This window comes from Pseudomonas sp. TWI628 (assembly GCF_039673865.1).
In the GTDB taxonomy this organism is placed as follows: Bacteria; Pseudomonadota; Gammaproteobacteria; order Pseudomonadales; family Pseudomonadaceae; genus Aquipseudomonas.
This window is the reverse complement of sequence record NZ_JBDJMM010000002.1, coordinates 75,910-92,583: the sequence shown is the minus strand read 5'-3', so window position 1 is coordinate 92,583 and position 16,674 is coordinate 75,910. Positions and strand designations below refer to the sequence as shown.

General features: G+C 63.3%; 20 protein-coding genes and 1 riboswitch. Of the genes, 12 read left to right on the top strand and 8 right to left on the bottom strand.

From position 1 onward, the window contains the following. Positions 1–36 precede the first annotated feature (36 nt). On the bottom strand, positions 37–885 hold the full coding sequence (locus ABE528_RS01980) for a TauD/TfdA family dioxygenase (protein ID WP_152957544.1): 849 nt from the start codon (positions 883–885) through the stop codon (positions 37–39). A gap of 13 nt (positions 886–898) precedes the next feature. Beyond that, the gene (locus ABE528_RS01975) at positions 899–1,879 is read right to left on the bottom strand and encodes a quinone oxidoreductase (protein ID WP_346651993.1); all 981 of its coding nucleotides are present in this window, start codon (positions 1,877–1,879) and stop codon (positions 899–901) included. A 219-nt stretch (positions 1,880–2,098) separates the two neighbouring features. On the opposite strand from ABE528_RS01975, the gene ABE528_RS01970 reads away from it, so the two are divergent. Further along, positions 2,099–2,305, top strand: a complete 207-nt coding sequence (locus ABE528_RS01970) for a hypothetical protein (RefSeq protein WP_152957546.1) — start codon at positions 2,099–2,101, stop codon at positions 2,303–2,305. A gap of 4 nt (positions 2,306–2,309) precedes the next feature. On the opposite strand, the gene ABE528_RS01965 is transcribed toward ABE528_RS01970, so the two are convergent. Next, the gene (locus tag ABE528_RS01965) at positions 2,310–2,714 is read right to left on the bottom strand and encodes a MerR family transcriptional regulator (RefSeq protein WP_152957547.1); all 405 of its coding nucleotides are present in this window, start codon (positions 2,712–2,714) and stop codon (positions 2,310–2,312) included. Between the two features lie 101 nt (positions 2,715–2,815). Here ABE528_RS01965 and ABE528_RS01960 point away from each other — a divergent pair, with 101 nt between their 5' ends. Together ABE528_RS01960 and osmE are read left to right on the top strand one after the other, a co-directional pair. After that, positions 2,816–4,051, top strand: coding sequence for an NADH:flavin oxidoreductase/NADH oxidase family protein (locus ABE528_RS01960; protein ID WP_346651992.1), 1,236 nt, complete (start codon positions 2,816–2,818; stop codon positions 4,049–4,051). A gap of 39 nt (positions 4,052–4,090) precedes the next feature. Further along, positions 4,091–4,456: an osmotically-inducible lipoprotein OsmE gene (osmE, locus tag ABE528_RS01955; RefSeq protein ID WP_346651991.1), complete on the top strand. Its 366-nt coding sequence runs from the start codon at positions 4,091–4,093 to the stop codon at positions 4,454–4,456. Between the two features lie 16 nt (positions 4,457–4,472). On the opposite strand, the gene ABE528_RS01950 is transcribed toward osmE, so the two are convergent. After that, positions 4,473–4,802 (bottom strand): hypothetical protein, encoded by a 330-nt coding sequence (locus ABE528_RS01950; RefSeq protein WP_110638049.1) that lies wholly within the window; start codon positions 4,800–4,802, stop codon positions 4,473–4,475. 221 nt (positions 4,803–5,023) lie between these two features. Then, positions 5,024–5,392: a hypothetical protein gene (locus ABE528_RS01945; protein ID WP_346651990.1), complete on the bottom strand. Its 369-nt coding sequence runs from the start codon at positions 5,390–5,392 to the stop codon at positions 5,024–5,026. 248 nt (positions 5,393–5,640) lie between these two features. On the opposite strand from ABE528_RS01945, the gene ABE528_RS01940 reads away from it, so the two are divergent. Continuing rightward, positions 5,641–5,955 carry a hypothetical protein gene (locus ABE528_RS01940; RefSeq protein WP_152957550.1) on the top strand — a complete coding sequence of 105 codons (315 nt, stop codon included), beginning with the start codon at positions 5,641–5,643 and terminating at the stop codon, positions 5,953–5,955. Between the two features lie 63 nt (positions 5,956–6,018). On the opposite strand, the gene ABE528_RS01935 is transcribed toward ABE528_RS01940, so the two are convergent. Next, the gene (locus ABE528_RS01935) at positions 6,019–6,180 is read right to left on the bottom strand and encodes a hypothetical protein (protein ID WP_178120111.1); all 162 of its coding nucleotides are present in this window, start codon (positions 6,178–6,180) and stop codon (positions 6,019–6,021) included. Between the two features lie 445 nt (positions 6,181–6,625). Continuing rightward, a riboswitch (cobalamin riboswitch) is annotated at positions 6,626–6,850 on the top strand. Between the two features lie 96 nt (positions 6,851–6,946). On the opposite strand from ABE528_RS01935, the gene ABE528_RS01930 reads away from it, so the two are divergent. The 7 genes from ABE528_RS01930 (at position 6,947) to ABE528_RS01900 (ending at position 13,448) form a co-directional block, all read left to right on the top strand. Next, on the top strand, positions 6,947–7,132 hold the full coding sequence (locus tag ABE528_RS01930) for a CbtB domain-containing protein (protein WP_152957551.1): 186 nt from the start codon (positions 6,947–6,949) through the stop codon (positions 7,130–7,132). Positions 7,133–7,139: 7 nt separating this feature from the next. Then, complete coding sequence (locus ABE528_RS01925; protein WP_346651989.1) at positions 7,140–7,832, top strand: CbtA family protein; 693 nt, start codon at positions 7,140–7,142, stop codon at positions 7,830–7,832. Positions 7,833–7,849: 17 nt separating this feature from the next. After that, the gene (locus ABE528_RS01920) at positions 7,850–8,242 is read left to right on the top strand and encodes a cobalamin biosynthesis protein (RefSeq protein WP_152957633.1); all 393 of its coding nucleotides are present in this window, start codon (positions 7,850–7,852) and stop codon (positions 8,240–8,242) included. Between the two features lie 30 nt (positions 8,243–8,272). Next, positions 8,273–9,025 (top strand): precorrin-4 C(11)-methyltransferase, encoded by a 753-nt coding sequence (cobM, locus tag ABE528_RS01915; protein WP_152957553.1) that lies wholly within the window; start codon positions 8,273–8,275, stop codon positions 9,023–9,025. A gap of 61 nt (positions 9,026–9,086) precedes the next feature. After that, the gene (locus ABE528_RS01910) at positions 9,087–9,329 is read left to right on the top strand and encodes a DUF1272 domain-containing protein (protein WP_152957554.1); all 243 of its coding nucleotides are present in this window, start codon (positions 9,087–9,089) and stop codon (positions 9,327–9,329) included. Between the two features lie 215 nt (positions 9,330–9,544). Next, positions 9,545–10,159, top strand: a complete 615-nt coding sequence (locus tag ABE528_RS01905; protein WP_152957555.1) for a response regulator transcription factor — start codon at positions 9,545–9,547, stop codon at positions 10,157–10,159. Positions 10,160–10,172: 13 nt separating this feature from the next. Then, positions 10,173–13,448 (top strand): transporter substrate-binding domain-containing protein, encoded by a 3,276-nt coding sequence (locus ABE528_RS01900; RefSeq protein ID WP_346651988.1) that lies wholly within the window; start codon positions 10,173–10,175, stop codon positions 13,446–13,448. On the opposite strand, the gene ABE528_RS01895 is transcribed toward ABE528_RS01900, so the two are convergent. Beyond that, positions 13,423–14,742, bottom strand: a complete 1,320-nt coding sequence (locus tag ABE528_RS01895) for a PAS domain-containing methyl-accepting chemotaxis protein (RefSeq protein WP_152957557.1) — start codon at positions 14,740–14,742, stop codon at positions 13,423–13,425. The genes ABE528_RS01900 and ABE528_RS01895 overlap by 26 nt on opposite strands. A gap of 114 nt (positions 14,743–14,856) precedes the next feature. After that, a complete protein-coding gene (locus ABE528_RS01890) occupies positions 14,857–15,876 on the bottom strand; it encodes a LacI family DNA-binding transcriptional regulator (protein ID WP_152957558.1) in 1,020 nt (339 codons plus the stop codon). A 206-nt stretch (positions 15,877–16,082) separates the two neighbouring features. Between ABE528_RS01890 and ABE528_RS01885 the strand changes: the two genes are divergently transcribed. Continuing rightward, a complete protein-coding gene (locus ABE528_RS01885) occupies positions 16,083–16,622 on the top strand; it encodes a gluconokinase (protein WP_152957559.1) in 540 nt (179 codons plus the stop codon). The last annotated feature ends 52 nt before the right edge of the window (positions 16,623–16,674 follow it).

The following is a 16,674-nucleotide window of genomic DNA, read 5'->3' as shown; positions in this document are numbered from 1 at the left end:
GTGCTGTGCGCCGTACGTGTGTGTACGGCGGATGACTCAGAAGGTGCGGCTGCCCTTGATCCCCGCACGCTCCATCTTGCGATGGCACGGCGGGTAGTCCATGACCGCGTAATGCTGGGTGCTGCGGTTGTCCCAGATGGCCACGCTGTTGGGCTTCCAGCGCCAGCGCACCTGGTACTCGGGCAGGTAGGCCTGGCTGACCAGGTAGCGCAGCAGGTCGGCGGCGCCGGGGTTGGCGTCCTGGCCGAAACGCACACGCTGGGGCGTGTGGTAATTGCTGAAGTGGGTAGTGAAAGCGTTGACGAACAGCACCTGCTCACCGGTGTCCGGGTGCGTGCGCACCACCGGGTGCTCGGCATCCGGGAACTGCGCCTTGAGTGCCAGGCGCTTTTCGATCGGCATGGCGGCGCCGAAGCTGGCTTCGATGCTGTGGCGTGCGCGCAGGCCTTCGATCTTCGCCTTCACATCACTCGGCAGGTTTTCATAGGCCAGCACCATGTTCGCCCACATCGTGTCGCCGCCCACCGGCGGGCACTCGACGCAGCGCAGCACGCAGCCCATGGGCGGTGCCTCGCGCCAGGTGGCGTCGGTGTGCCAGGCGTTTTCATAACGGTCGTTGGGCTGGTCAGGGCGCTTGTAGATCTGCACCAGGCCCGGGTGTTGCGGGTCGCTGCCGGCCACCGGGTGGTCCTCAAGGTCACCAAAGCGCCGGGCAAAGGCCACGTGTTCGGCACGGCTGAAGTGCTGGTCACGCAGGAACAGCACTCGGTGCTTGAGCAGCTGCGCGCGCAGCTGCTCGAACAGGTCGTCATCGTGGATCGCGTCAGCCAGGTTGACGCCGCTGATTTCGGCGCCGATCGCACAGGTCAGTTGTTCGATGTGCATGCTGTTGCCCTCTTCAGATGACGAAGATCGACGAGCCGGTGGTCTTGCGCGCTTCCAGATCACGATGGGCCTGGACGGCGTCCTGCAGGGCATAGTGCTGGTTGATTTCGATGCGGATGCGGCCGCTGCTGACATGGTCGAACAGCTCGCCGGCCAGGTCGGCCTTTTCCGCAGGGTCGGCAATGAAGTCGGCCAGTGCCGGGCGGGTCAGCTGCAGCGAGCCTTTGATCGCCAGCAACTGTGGGTCGAACGGCGGGATGGTGCCGGAGGCGGTACCGACGCAGACCATCAGGCCACGGCGCTTGAGCGAATCGAGCGAGCCCATGAAGGTGTTCTTGCCAACGCTGTCGAACACCACGTTGACGCCGACGCCATCGGTGAGCTCACGCACACGGCTGGCCACGTCCTCGACGCTGTAGTTGATGATCTGGTTGCAGCCATGGGCGCGGGCAACCTCGGCCTTGGCCTCGGTGGACACCGTGCCGATCACGTTCAGCCCCAGCAACCTTGCCCACTGCGCGACGATCAGGCCGACGCCACCTGCGGCGGCATGCAGCAGCACGGTGTCGCCGGGCTTGAAGTCGTACAGCCGGCGCATCAGGTAGGCCGCGGTCAGGCCGCGCATGGTCATGGCGGCGGCGGTCTCGAAGGCAATGGTTTCCGGCAGTTTGATCAGCGCCGCGGCGGGGATCAGGCGCTCGGTGCAATACGCGCCGAGGGTGTTGAGGAAGCCGGTGTAGGTGACCCGGTCACCCACCGCTACCTGGGACACGCCCTCACCTACCGCCTGCACCACGCCGGAGGCTTCCACGCCAATGCCATTGGGCAGCGGGATCGGGTAGGTGCCATTGCGGAAATAGGTATCGGCGTAGTTCAGGCCGACCGCCACCTGACGCAGGCGCACCTGGCCCGGGCCGGGCTCACCGACCTCGGCATCCTCGTAGCGCAGCACTTCCGGGCCACCGGTCTGATGGAAACGTACGACTTTGGACATGCTTGTCTCTCCAATCATCGATCTGGACGCAGGGCGTCAGTTCTGGGTAATTGGAATGTAAGCGCTCGGGGTGCGGGGTGCTTCGCATCGGGCGACAGCGGGTTTTCATTTGATGACAGATCGCAGGGCCGGGGGCTGCAATCTTTTCTTCATGAGCCGCCTTGAAGGCTAGCAACGGCCCGACTAATACTTAGGTCTCTGCCTGGGGAGGCACGAAACATGCAACCAAGATTCGTTATCGTTCCGGCGGTGCCCATCGAAAAGCAGTCGCTGCGCATCGGCACCCGTGACTACGCGGCGACCGTATGCGGTGGTTTCGATATTTATGACAATCAGGAAAAGGAGCGGCTCAAACCCAGCTACCCGAGCAAGGCGGATGCCGAGGTACAGTGCCGAAACCTGAACATGGCAAAGCAAGCCCGGTAGTCAGCTACCCTTCTTGCCACCCGGCAATCAGGCGCTGGGCATTTTCATCGCAATCCATGCCCTGGGGCTTGCTCTGCATGCCGGCAATCACCGCCAGTAATTGCGCGCGGTTCTGCGCCAGGCGCAACTGCATCGCCTCGATCTCGGCCACCTTGTGCTTGAGGCTTGCCAGCAGCCGATCGTGCCGCGCCGCGCCGTCGCCTGAAGCGTTGGTCAGATTGCGCATCTCCTCCAGGCTGAACCCTGCCTGCTGCCCGCAGGTGATGATCTCCAGCGACCTCACCACCTGCTCCGGGTAGTCCCGATAGCCGTTGCCCAGGCGCCGGGCCTCGATCAGCCCGCTGGCTTCATAGAAACGGATGCGTGATGCGCTGAGGCCCGTGCGGCGGGCCAGTTCGCCAATTTTCATGCGGGGTGAAATTCTCTGTTGACCTTAAGGTTTACTTTAACCTTAGCCTTCTCCAAAACCCAACCCGCCCGACGCCCGGCGCTACCTTTGGAGAACACCGCATGACGCCCTTCCAGCCCCTGCAACTGCCCAATGGCAGTGTCATACCCAACCGCATCGCCAAGGCGGCCATGGAAGAAAACCTCGCCGATCAGGACCAGATCCCTTCCGATCAGTTGCTGCGCCTGTATCAGGCCTGGGCCGAAGGCGGCGCTGGCTTGCTACTGACCGGCAACGTCATGGTCGACCCCAGCGCCATGACCGGCCCAGGCGGCGTGATGCTCGATGACAGCCAGCCGTTGCAACGCTTTCGCCAATGGGCCGAAGCCGGTCGCGCCGGGGGCGCGCAGTTCTGGATGCAGATCAACCACCCCGGGCGGCAGATGCAGGCCAACCTCGGCCAGCCAACCGTGGCGCCTTCGGCGGTGGCGCTGGACATGGGCAGTTTGTCGAAACTGTTCCCGCAGCCCAAAGCCCTTGACGAAAACGAGATCGCCGCACTGATCCAACGCTTCGCCCGTACCGCGGCACTGGCTGAACAAGCCGGTTTCAGCGGCGTACAGATCCACGCCGCCCACGGTTACCTGCTCAGCCAGTTCCTCTCGCCACTGACCAACCGGCGCCAGGACCGCTGGGGCGGCAGCCTGGAAAACCGTGCGCGGCTGTTGCTGGAAGTGGTCAAGGCGGTGCGCGAGGTGGTGGCTCCCGGCTTCAGCGTGGCGGTCAAGCTCAACTCGGCCGACTTCCAGCGCGGCGGCTTCGAACCTGCGGATGCACGCCAGGTCGTGCTGTGGCTGAACGAACTGCCGGTGGACCTGGTGGAACTGTCTGGCGGTAGCTATGAAGCACCGGCCATGCAAGGCGATGCCCGGGACGGCCGCACCCTGGCACGGGAGGCCTACTTCCTGGAGTTCGCCCGCGAAATTGCCGCGATTGCCCGCATGCCCGTGATGGTCACCGGTGGCATCCGCCGCTTGCCAGTGGTCGAACAGGTGCTCGCCAGTGGCGTGGCCATGGCTGGCATCGCCACCGCACTGGCGGTCGACCCCAACCTGCCTCGGCGCTGGCAAGCTGGCGAGACCAAAGCCCTGGCCGAACTGCCACCGATCCGCTGGAAGCGCAAGGCGTTCGCCGCCCTGGCCTACATGGCGCTGGTGAAGCTGCAGATGCGCCGGCTGGCCTCGGGCCGCAAACCCGAGGCCAAAGCCTCGCCCCTGCGAGCCCTGCTGCTGGAACAGTGGTGCACGCTGCGCCGGGTAAAGCAATACAAGCGTATGATGAATAGCCGACTGGATTGATGCTGTTGCGTAACGGCGTTCTCTGACGGGAGCACTGCCATGAACAAATCAACTTGGGCGATGTGGCTGGTATTGGCAGCGCTCGCGGGCTGTTCAAGTAATTCATCTCTCTACCATGACCAGCCGTTGGTAGCCAAAGTCGATACCGGCATGAGCAAGGCGCAAGTGCTGCAAATAGGCGGCGAGCCCGGCGCCCAATCGGACCGCACGGTGGTGCCAGGTACTTGCTTCGACTACATGCTGACCAAGCCGGGGCAAAAGCAACAACCTTACATGGTCAGCTTCGATCAGGCCGGTAAGGTCGACAGGACCAGTTTCATGACCTGCGCCGAATGGAGCAATGCACAGCAGAAGTCCCGGCAGACACTACCCGGCATGGGTGGGATGGGCGGGTCAGGCTATTGATGCACCCGGCAGCCGGTCACTCAAGGCACTCTCTGGCGGCCAGGCGCAGCTTGTCGCTCGACAGGAAGCTGCCTTTGTAGAACGTTGCCCGGCTGCCATCGTGATATTCGACGACTTCCAGCACTTCGTCTGAAGTCACCGCGCTAGGTGCGGTCAAGCGATAACCATGGCTGATGGACTTTTGCGTGGTCTGCGGCGACAACGCCTGCCACTTTGGCAATACACAGGCAGCGTAAACGTCCGGGGATTTCGAGGTCAGCTTACTGGCGGTAGGCTTGCCTGGGTTGGCGCAAGCGGCAAGGCTTGCAGCGAGGGCGGCACAGAACAGGATGCGAAAGGTTGGCATTTGCAATTAACCAGACTGGAACGTGCGCCATTCTAGCCGGGTTCGCGCCAAAGGAGTAATCCACCAAGGTCGTGCCCAGGCTTGATGGCCATGGCGCAAGACTTCTGTCGAATGGGCAAGACGGCTCGATCCCATAAAATGCAACACGCTGATGGATCAGCACCCATCGCAAAAAGCCCGCTCTCATGTGCGCGGGCTTTTTGCTCTTGTGAATCAACGGTTCAGGCTTTTTTACACATCAACGCAGCATCGAGCAGCCTCCCATGGTCATACCAGGCGTCGCGCTGGTAGGCCGTGAACTGACGCTGGGAGCCGGTGCCGCGCAGTTCCACCAACCCTTCGGCCTGGGTGGGGTCGCTACTTTCGACATACAGCTTGACCGAGTTGTCGCCATCGACTTCATAGGTTTTCACATTGCCTTGAAGTTCGCCTTTGACACACCCCAGATACGCGGGCGTGCTTCTGTCGGTAGTGCCGGACGTATAATCATGGCCATCGCGCACATCCCGGTTCTGTGCGCACCCGGCCATGAACAGCGTGGCAAAAGTGGTTAACAGTATTGCGCCTGTGACCGATCTTGAACTCTTCACGCGACACGCTCCTGCTGCCCCATCGAGAACTTACGAAAGAGTGGCCAAGCCGAACGCCCTTTTTTGGTTTTCGTGTGCCTATGGTACTGCGCAAAGTGCGCAGCACAATATGCTTGTTTGCTATATGGGCAAAGGCCCATTACGGGCAACTCTCACGCTTTCTCACTATTTCTTTAGCCGAACGGAACGATTTCAATCAGCCATGATTCTCATGCCTATCGACCCGGCACATCGATCAGGAGAGGCCCATGGTGTGGTGGTTGGACATACTCGCCCAGTTCGTGACTTCTGCGGGGCTCGCCGTGTTCAGTATCTTTGTGTTCTGGGCCTATACGCTGGCATTCGGCAGGACGTACAGCAAGCTGCTGTCAGTCGCATTGGCGGTGGCCTTGCTGGGCATCGCCGCTTTCCCCCATGGGGCGAGCTTCGCCATCAGCCAACAGGCGCTGCTGGAGGACGGCAGCGAGTTCCTGCTACTGGTCGCGGACGCGTTGGGTGTGATCAGCGCCGTGATGATTGCATCGTTCTTCTTCAACCCTGGGCGGTTGCTCGAAGAATCATGACGGCAACCGGGCTATCCGCTCAGCCCTTGGCCGGTGAGCGAACAGCCGTCTGTATCAATACTCTCAGCGTGGGCCGCCACCGTGCCCGCCGCCCATCATGCCTGGGCCACCATGCCCCCCACCATGCCCCCCACCGCCTCCTGGCGGCATGAACATCCAGCAACCTGCCAGCGTGGATACCAGTGCAGCCACCACGGCGGCACGCAATACATGCTTCAACTTCATTACAACGCTCCAAAAGGCAAAAACCGGTACCCTGCCTTATGGCAGGCAGGGCAGCGCTGCCAGTGTAAATTCCAGACCGGCCAGCCTGGGCGAGCTTTTACCTAACTTTACTGTTGCGTGGCCCAGGCCTGGCCGCAAGCGGAAGGCATGAAGTCAATGCTGCCTTGCGTCAGTAGCGACGATAGTCCTGGTGCCCCCCACGATCTTCATCGTAGTAATGCCGGTGGTGGTGACCCCCGTCGTGCCAGTAAGGCCAGCAGCCACTGAGCAACAACAACCCTGAAAACACGACAACCCATGCGGTCTTGCGTTTCATGTGCGTACCTCCGGCCAGGTGAAGCGAGGCCTTGCTTACGTTGGACTGCGCAAAAAAGCGAGGTTCGGGCCGCTCGCCTGCCGCTGATCTTGTTTCATCTGCATTTGACGCCACCCTCGCCGCGTGCTCTCCTTACGCCTTGCGTCAGGTGCCCCCATCGGGGGTGAAACGGGAAATCGGTGCGTCACAGGTCCTTGCCAGGGCCGGGCAAATCCGGTGCTGCCCCCGCAACGGTAAGCGAGCGAAGCGTCCAGACCACTGTGCCAGGCAGTCCGGCATGGGAAGGTGATGCTTTTCAAGGAGCCCTGCTCCTCCTCGCAAGCCCGGAGACCGGCCTGGCGTTCATGAACACCCCGCGGTGGGCGGGCGCTGTCGCATTCCCTTGGGCGCCTTGCACCCGGGATTGCCGCGCTTGTCCGTTGCCCTTACAAAAAAGCAGAGGATCGCGTCATGCCCGTCACCAGCGCCAAACACAGCATCGCCACTCCCGTCACCCTCAGCCAACGCCTGGTCATCGCCGTCGGCGCCAGCCTGCTCGGCCTGTGCCTGGTCTACTTTGCCGGGTTCTCGCACATCGAAGCCGTGCACAACGCCGCGCACGACACCCGCCACAGCGCTGCCTTCCCCTGCCACTGAGGCTGCCATGATCAAGCGAATTGCCCGCACAGCCGGGTTCAGCGGCCTGCTCGCCGCGCTGTTGCTGACCCTGCTGCAAAGCTTCTGGGTCGCACCGCTGATCCTCGAAGCGGAAACCTACGAATCGGCCGCCCCGGCTGCCGAACACCACATCCACGGCGAAGAGGCCGGCGCTGGCCACACCCACAGCGAAGAAGCCTGGTCGCCAGAAGATGGCTGGCAGCGCATCCTGTCGACCACCGGCGGCAATCTGGTGGTTGCCGTCGGCTTCGCCCTGATCCTCGCTGCGCTCTACAGCCTGCGTGAGCCGGGCCGTACCAGCACGGGCGCGCTGTGGGGGCTGGCCGGTTTCGCCGTGTTCTGCCTCGCCCCGACCCTGGGCTTGCCACCAGAACTGCCAGGCACCGCCGCCGCCGACCTCGGTCAGCGCCAGAGCTGGTGGGTCGGCACCGCCGCCGCGACCGCACTGGGCCTGGCCCTGCTGGTGTTCGCACGCCATGGCGTGCTCAAGGCACTGGGCGCGGTCTTGCTGGTGGTGCCCCACGTGATCGGTGCACCGCAGCCGGAAGTCCACGAAAGCCTGGCTCCGCAAACCCTGGAAGCTCAGTTCAAGATCGCCTCCTGGCTGACCAACGCGGCCTTCTGGGTGGCCTTGGGCCTGCTCAGCGCCTGGCTGTATCGCCGCTCCAGCCACGCCTGATGGCCATCGCGCAGCCAATGCCGGCGCTGTATGCCGGCTTGGGTTGCCGCCGGGGCTGCTCGGTGGACGTCCTCGAAGCCTTGCTGCAAGAGGTGCTGGAGCATCACAACCTGAATGCCACGGCACTTCGCGGCTTTGCCAGTATCGCCGGCAAGGCCGACGAGCCAGGCTTGCAACAACTCGCCGCACGTCACGCCCTGCCTTTGGTGGTTTTCGCTGCCGAACAACTGCAGGCGTTCGAGCCGCAGCTCAGCCACCGCTCCGCCGTCGCTTACGCCCACAGCGGCTGCTGGGGCGTCGCCGAGAGCTCGGCACTGGCCCTGGCCAGCCTCAGTCACGCCAGCGCCACACTCAGGGTGGCCCGCCAGGTGCGTGGCCCCGCTACCCTGGCACTGGCCTGCGCCGGATAATCGCTTCTTTCATCTTTTCAAGGATTTGCCATGACGGTCTACTTCATCGGCGCCGGCCCCGGCGACCCGGAACTGATCACGGTCAAGGGCCAACGCCTGATCCGCCAGTGCCCGGTGATCATCTATGCCGGCTCGCTGGTACCCGCCGCAGTGCTCGAAGGGCATCAGGCCGAGACGGTCATCAACAGTGCCGAACTGCACCTCGAACAAATCATCGACGCCATCCGCGCCGCACATGCCAACGGCCAGGACGTGGCCCGGGTGCACAGTGGCGACCCCAGCCTGTATGGCGCCATCGGCGAGCAAATCCGCCACCTGCGCGAACTGGGCATCGATTACCAGATCATTCCCGGCGTCACCGCCACCGCCGCCAGCGCGGCACTGCTGGGCTGCGAACTGACCCTGCCGCAGGTGGCGCAAACGGTCATCCTCACCCGTTACGGCGACAGCTCACCGATGCCCGCAGGCGAACAGCTCGGCGACCTGGCCCGGCACGGCAGTACCTTGGCCATTCACCTGGGGGTGAAGCACTTGCCGCGCATCGTCGAAGAACTGCTGCCCCACTACGGCCCCGACTGCCCGGTCGCGGTGGTCCATCGGGCTACCTGGCCGGACCAGGACTGGGTGCGCGGCACGCTGGCAGATATCGTCGGTCAGGTTGCCAGCAAAGGTTTCCGGCGCACCGCGCTGATCCTGGTCGGCCATGTGCTTGGCGATGCGCCGTTCGCCGAGTCGGCGCTGTACCGCGCCGGCCACGCCCACCTGTACCGCCCCGGCGACTAGCATTGCCAAGCTTGAGAGGGGCGGAGCAGACTGCGCATTCAACCCGACCGGAGGGATACCCATGCTGGAGCTGCGCCCTAATTGTGAATGTTGCGATGCCGACCTGCCGGGCGATAGCCCCGACGCCCTGATCTGCTCGTTCGAATGCACCTTCTGCCGCCACTGCGCTGACCACCGCTTGCAGGGCCGCTGCCCGAATTGCGGCGGCCAGTTGCAGCCCCGCCCGACGCGAGTGGGCCAGGCCTTGAGCAACAACCCCGCCTCGACCCAGCGCGTCCTCAAGCCACACCCGGCCTGCGCCTGACCCTCCGCCAACACAGGCATCGGCGCTTGCGACGGTGCCTGTAACGGCTTCCTTGTAGGAAATTTCTACAATACCGGCTCACTTGTTCAACACATCTATACTCGCCATTACCATGGATCCGGAATGGTCGTATCGTGCCGCACAGCAGAAAAAGCTTGCAGACGTATTCCTGATTGCTTCAGGAAACCGACCACATTCCGACAGGAGCTAGTGACATGACAACCGTGCTGATCGTTGATGATCACGCCATCGTCCGTTTTTCCTTGCGCATATTGCTCGAGCGTGAGCGTTTTCGTATCGTCGGCGAAGTCGACAATGGCAGTGAAGTGGCGCAAAAAGTGCGCGAGCTGCGCCCCGACGTGGTGCTGCTGGACATCGGGCTCCCCGGCCTGGATGGCATGGAAGTCATCAAGCGCCTGCAACAACAGGAGCCGGCGCCCAAGATCATGGTGCTGACCGGGCAGGCCACCGACCTTTACGTGCGCCGCTGCCTGGATGCCGGCATCGGTGCATTCGTCACCAAGGGCGAAGACCTGGAGGCCGTGGTGTTCGCCCTCAAGGCCCTGATCAAGGGCTATTCCACCTTCCCCCAGATGGCGGTGAACAGCAATACCCTGGAAAGCGAGCCAGAGCGCCTGGGCAGCCTGTCCAACCGCGAGATGGAAGTACTGCGGCGCCTGAGCCGTGGTGAAAACAACAAGAACATCGGCGCTTGCATGAACCTCAGTGCCAAGACCATCAGCACCTACCGTGGCCGCATCATGGAAAAGCTCAAGACCGAGTCACTGGTGGAAATGGTTGACCTGGCCAAACGCAACCAAGTCAACTGAGCGTACGGGTAGCATGAAACCTGTCCTGGCCGGCCTGACCCTGTTCATCGCCCTGCTCTGCTGCCCGCTCATGACGCTCGCCGACGGTGAGCCACGGCATTTGCTGGCGCGCGCTACCAGCGCCGCCCAACCTCTGCAACTGGACGACGCCGACCGCCAGTGGCTGCAGCGGCGCGGCGTGTTGTTGCTGGGGACTTCACAACCGGATTACCCACCCTTCGAGATCAACGTCAGCCTGGCTGACTACGAAGGCCTCAGCGCCGACTACGCCGGGCTGATCGCCGAGCAGCTGGGCGTGCCGATCGAAGTCAGGCGCTTCGCCAGCCGCCACGAAGCGATCGCCGCGTTGCGCGCGGGCACCCTCGACCTGCTGGGCAGCTCCAATGGTTTTGAAGCTGCCGATGCCCAGCTCAGCCTCAGCCAGCCCTACGCCGACGACCTGCCGGTGATCGTGACACGCGAGGACGCTTCGCTGAATCAGGGCAAAGACCTGGCCGGCCTGCGCCTGGCGATGGTCGACCACTACTTGCCGGGCGAGACCGTTCGCACCCTCTACCCCAAGGCACAACTGAGCCTCTATCGCTCGACCCTGGCAGGCCTGGCAGCGGTCGAAATGGGTGAGGCCGACGCCTATCTGGGCGATGCCATCAGTACCGATTACCTCATAGGCAAGAGTTACCAGGGCACGGTGAGGATCGATCACTTCTGCCAGGTGGCGCCCGGTTCCTTTGCCTTCGCTTTCGCCAATGACAACCTGCGGCTGCGCCGTCTGGTCGATGCGGCCATGGCCAGGATCACCGAAAGCGAGCGCCTGAACATCCTGCGCCGCTGGAGCAGTGGCAATACCAGCCTGTTGCTGGAGCGGCACCTGTCGGTACTGACGAAAGAAGAAAAGGACTGGATAGCCCGCAACCCTACGGTCAGCGTGCTGGTCGACACGGCCCTGGCCCCGCTGACGTTCAACGACGCCCAGCAGCATGTCAGCGGTATCACCGTCGACCTGCTCAAGCAGATCACCCTGCGCACCGGTTTGCAGTTCAGGTTCATCGAGCAAGGCACCGTGCAGCAGATGGTTGAAAAGGTTGCCCACGGCGAGGCACAGATGATCGGGGCACTGGGTTATGGCACGGAACGCGCAGCGCGGCTGCGCTACACCCGTCCCTATCTGGTCAGCCCCAGGGTGCTGGTGACCCGCGACCAGGCGCCCTCGCCGCTGCACGCCAGGCACCTGGACGGGCAACGCATTGCCCTGCTGCAGGGCTCTCACCTTCGCGACGAGGTATTGCGCCGCTTTCCGCAAGCGAAACTGATCAAGGTGAACAACCCCCTTGGCCTGATGGAAGCGGTGGCCAACGGCGATGCTGACGCGGCCTATAGCAGCTATATCAACGCCTCGTACTACATCAAACAGGTCTTCAAGGGGCGCCTGCGTATCGCCGATGTGCTGGGGGACGAGCTGGCCGTCGCCGCCTTTGCCGTGGCGCCTGGCCTGCCGCAACTGCAGGCCATCCTCGACAAAGCGCTGATGAGCATCCCTCCTGAAGAACTGGAACAGTTGATAAACCGTTGGCGCACCAGCACCTTGGTCAGCGACAGCCCCTGGCGCAACTACCGCACGCTGGCCCTGCAAGTGTTGGTGCTGTCAGCCCTGCTGCTGGCGGGCGTGGTGTTCTGGAACAGCTACCTGCGCAAGCTGATCCACCAGCGCACCGAAGCGCAGCACGCGCTGCAGGCGCAACTGGCCTTCAGCCGCGGGCTGCTGGAGCAACTGCGCCAGGCCAAGAACGAAGCGGAACAGGCCAGCAAGACCAAAAGCACGTTCCTGGCGAACATGAGCCACGAGATCCGTACCCCCATGAACGCGGTGATAGGCTTGCTGGAACTGGCACTGGAAGACAACCGCGCTGGCCACTGCGACACCCAGACCCTGCAAACCGCTTACGATTCCGCCATCGGTCTGCTCGGGTTGATCGGCGACATCCTGGACATTTCCCGCATCGAATCCGGGCACATGAGCCTGCAGCCGGTTGCCACCGACCTGGCCGAACTGCTGCGTAGCACCCTGCGTGTGTTCGAAGGCAACGCGCAGATGAAGGGCTTGCACCTGCAAGGCGAGCTGCCAGACGCGCCACTCTGGGTCCTGGCTGACCCGTTGCGAATCAAGCAGATCCTCTCCAACCTGCTGAGCAATGCCATCAAGTTCACCGATCGTGGCGACGTGCTGGCCCGTCTCTCGTTCAAGCCCTCGGCCACAGCCGACACCGTGCGGGTCGAGCTGAACGTAACCGACACCGGTATCGGCATTGCCGCTCAGGATCAGGCCCGGCTGTTCAACACCTTCACCCAGGCTTCAGGCCCACGGGCCAGCCAAGGCGCCGGCCTGGGCCTGGTCATCAGCCGAACCCTGACCGAACTGATGGGGGGCCGGCTGGACCTGCAGAGTGTGGAAGGTGTCGGCACCCGTGTGCTCGTCCAGTTGCCGCTGCCACTGAGTGCGCCACCGGCACCACTGGAACACGACACGGTGGCCGAAGCCGCCGACAGCGGGCCGCTGAATGTCCTGGTGGTCGATGACTACCCTGCCAATCTGCTGCTGCTGGAAAAACAGCTGCACAGCCTGGGCCATCAGGTGACGCTGGCCGAGAACGGCGAAGCGGCGCTGGCCCTGTGGCGAGCACACGCCTTCGACCTGGTCATCACTGACTGCAGCATGCCGGTCATGGACGGCCATGAGCTGGCCCGCAGGGTTCGGCTACTCGAACAAGAACGCGGGCAGCCCGCCTGCAGCATTCTTGGCGTGACCGCCAATGCCCAGGCCGAAGAGCGTCAACGCTGCCTTCACAGCGGCATGGACGACTGCCTGTTCAAGCCCATCGGGCTGCAGGCACTGAAGGCTCACCTGCCACAAAGGCGATCCGCCAGCCCTGCACCCGCGCCAAGCGAAAGCGGTTTCAATCTGAACGAGCTGCAGCATCTGACCCAGAATGACCAGCAGCTGACCAGGCGCCTGCTCGAGCAACTGACGCAAAGTGCCCGCGAAGACCTTGCCGCCCTGCACGCCCTTGACGCCGCCCACGACCGCGAGGCGCTACCCGCGCTCGCTCATCGCATCAAAGGGGGCGCCAAGATGCTGCGGGTACGCGGGGTGGTCAAGGATTGCGAAGCCATCGAACAGGCACATGCCCAGGGGCTGCCGACGAACGCGCTGCACCTGCAGCTGGAAGCCAGCCTGCAGGCCTTGCTGCGGGAACTGGGCGACACCCTCAGTGCAATTGCAGCGTCGAGTTGATCTGGCTGATGGCGTCGACCACGTGACGGGAACCCTGCTGGATTTCCATGATCACCGTCCCCGCCTCGTTGGCCAGGGCAACGCCATGCCCGGTGCGTGACAGGCTCGACTGCATGCTGGCCACGGCAGTCAGCGACAGGTCGTGGTTCTGGCGCACCACGTCGACGATTTCCAGCGTCGCCTTGCTGGTGCGCGCCGCCAGGCTGCGCACTTCATCGGCCACCACGGCGAAGCCGCGACCATGCTCACCGGCCCTCGCCGCCTCGATGGCTGCGTTCAAGGCCAGCAGGTTGGTCTGGTCGGCGATGCCGCGAATGGTCAGCACGATCTGCCCGATCACATCCGACTGCTTGCTGACCGCATCGATACTGCGCGCGGCATCGTTGAGTTCCTCGGAAATCTGCTCGATGACCGCTACGGTCTGCTGCACGACCTCGGTCCCCTTGCGCGCGCAGGCATCGGTCTGCACCGAACTGGCATGGGCCGCATCGGCGGCACTTTGCTGGGTGTTGACCTGCGCAGTGATGTCGCTGGCGAATTTGACCACCTTGTACAAGCGCCCTTTGCTGTCGAAGATCGGGTTGTACGAGGCTTCCAGGTAAACCGTCTGGCCCTGTTTGTTGATCCGCTCGAAGCGGTGCGAGTGGTATTCGCCGCGATTGAGCGAAGCCCAGAACTCGCGGTATGCACCGGATTCGCGCTCATGGGGCAGGCAGAACAGGCCGTGGTGACGCCCGACTACTTCCTCCAGGCGATAGCCCATGGTCACGAGGAAGTTCTCGTTGGCCTTGATCACCCGCCCTTGCGGGGTGAACTCGACCACAGCCATGGACCGCCCAATGGCCTTGAGCAAGCTTTCGCTCTCGTGCTCGTCCTTGACCCGCTGGCTGATATCGGCCGCCACCTTGATCACGCTGGTGACCTGTTGTTGCTCATCGAGCACCGGCATGTAGCTGGCCTCCAGCCAGACCTCGCGGCCAGCCTTGTCGACGCGCTCGAAGGTGCCGCTGATGGCCTTGCCCTGCCCCAGCTCACGCCACAGCTGCTGGTATTCGGCGCTCTTGGCGTAGGCTGGGTCACAGAACAGACGGTGGTGCTTGCCGCGCAATTCGTCGACGCTGTAGCCCATGGCCTGGCAGAACTGGGCATTGGCATCAACAATGGTACCGTCCGGGGCGAACTCGATCATTGCCATGCAGCGGCTGATCGCCGCGAGCTTGGCCTGGGCCTCGGCCAGGGCCTTGCGAGTGCGCTGAATCTCGATCAAATCAGACTTGCGGTGGAAGTCGAACATGGCGCCAGGATCCTTGATGCCCAGGGTTTCCTGAGCATAGATCGGCTTTGATAGCGTGCAAGTACCTTGATATCACTTTGTGATTAGCCAGTTAGCGAAAGTTCCTGAGAATCCTCAAGAGCTTTCACGCACCATCAGTTCAAAGCCCAAGTCCTGCTGCTCGGTCGCTACCCGCTTGCCATCGAGCAGCGCCAGCAGTGCCTGGGCGGCGCCTCGACCAACGGCAGCCCTTGGCGTGCGAATGGAGGTCAGGCGCGGCACCATGTGCGCCGAAGCCGGCAAATCGTTGAAACCGACCATGGCCACCTGGCGCGGCACTTCGATGCCTTGACGCAATGCCTGCAACACCGCGCCCTGGGCCAGGTCGTCGTTGCAGAAGAAGATCCCGTCCACATCAGGCGCCTGCGCCAACAGTTGGCTGAACAGTTCGCTGCCCAGTGCGATGGATGACGGTTGCGGCGCCAGCATCTCCAGCTCGCAGGCCTGCATGCCGGCTTCGGCAAGGGCCTGGCGGAAGCCCTCGGCGCGTTGCATCACCCGTGGGTCGAGCTGCGCAGCAATGAACGCCAGGCGCCGCCGGCCGCGTTCGATCAGGTGCGTTGCCGCAGCCCGCCCGGCCTGCTGCTGGGAAAAGCCCACCGACAAGGCGCCCGCCTCACCGCCCAACTCCATCATGTGCACGCAGGGCACGCCGCTGGCTGCCAGCATCTGCCGCGCCGCATCGCTGCGATCGAAGCCGGTGAGCAACATGCCGCAGGGCTGATAGGCCAGGTAGTTGCGGATCAGGTTTTCTTCTTCGTCGAGATCGTAGTGATAGTTGCCGATCAGCACTTCGAGCCCACGCGGGCGCATCACCTCGTGAATGGCCTCCAGGGTGTCGATGAACAGCTGGTTGGACAACGACGGAATCAGCACCACCACCGACTGGCTGCGCGCCGACGCCAGCGCCCGGGCCGCCGGGTTGGCGACGTAGCCCAGGGACGCGGCGGCGACCCTGACCTTTTCCACCAGTTCCGGGGCAACCGTGCTGACCCCGCGCAGCGCGCGCGAAGCAGTGATCGGGGAAACCCCGGATAGCCTGGCGACTTCAGCCAGTGTGGGACGACCTGTGGTGCGAGAGCCGGTGCGGGACATGGATGTTGTAATTTTACTACTTGCAGGAATGGGGAACGGCCACTAAGGTAGCGCTGTCTCAGGACGCAGGCAATGTAATCTTTGGTAGTGGCCACTGCAGCACGCTGCCAAGCGTCCATACTGCGTAAGGACAAGACCAATAACACCGGGGAGGTGGCGTTTCGTTTGCAACGAGACAGCGCTATCTCACCCCGCAGGAGGTACTGATGAATTCTCCCCTGTCCGCCATCGTGGTGATGGGCGTGGCTGGCTGCGGCAAAAGCTGCGTCGGTGATGCCATTGCCAAGCGAAGCGGCGGTCGCCTGATCGAAGGCGACGCATTCCACCCTGCCGAAAACATCCGCAAGATGAGCGCCGGCATCCCCCTGGACGACGATGACCGTGCCGGTTGGCTGGTGCGCCTGGGCCAGGAACTGCAAGCAACGGTAAAGGCTGGTGAACGGCCGATCCTCACCTGCTCCGCGCTCAAGCGTCGTTACCGCGACACCCTGCGCGCGGCGATGCCGGAGTTGGTGTTCGTGTTCCTCGAACTCACCCCCATCGAGGCCGAAAAGCGCGTACTCGCCCGCCCCGGCCACTTCATGCCGGCCAGCCTGATCGACAGCCAGTTCGCCGCCCTCGAGTCTCCCCGTGGCGAGCCTCTGACCCTGCCGCTGGATGCCACTCAACCGATTGCGGTGCTTGCCGAAACGGTCGACGCTTGGCTAAAGCCCTGCGGTGAGCGGAACCTGGCGCGGACTGCCTGAACCGGCGGTTTCTCCGGCTCACCAAAGATAGCGCTGTCTCGGCGTCTGAAGG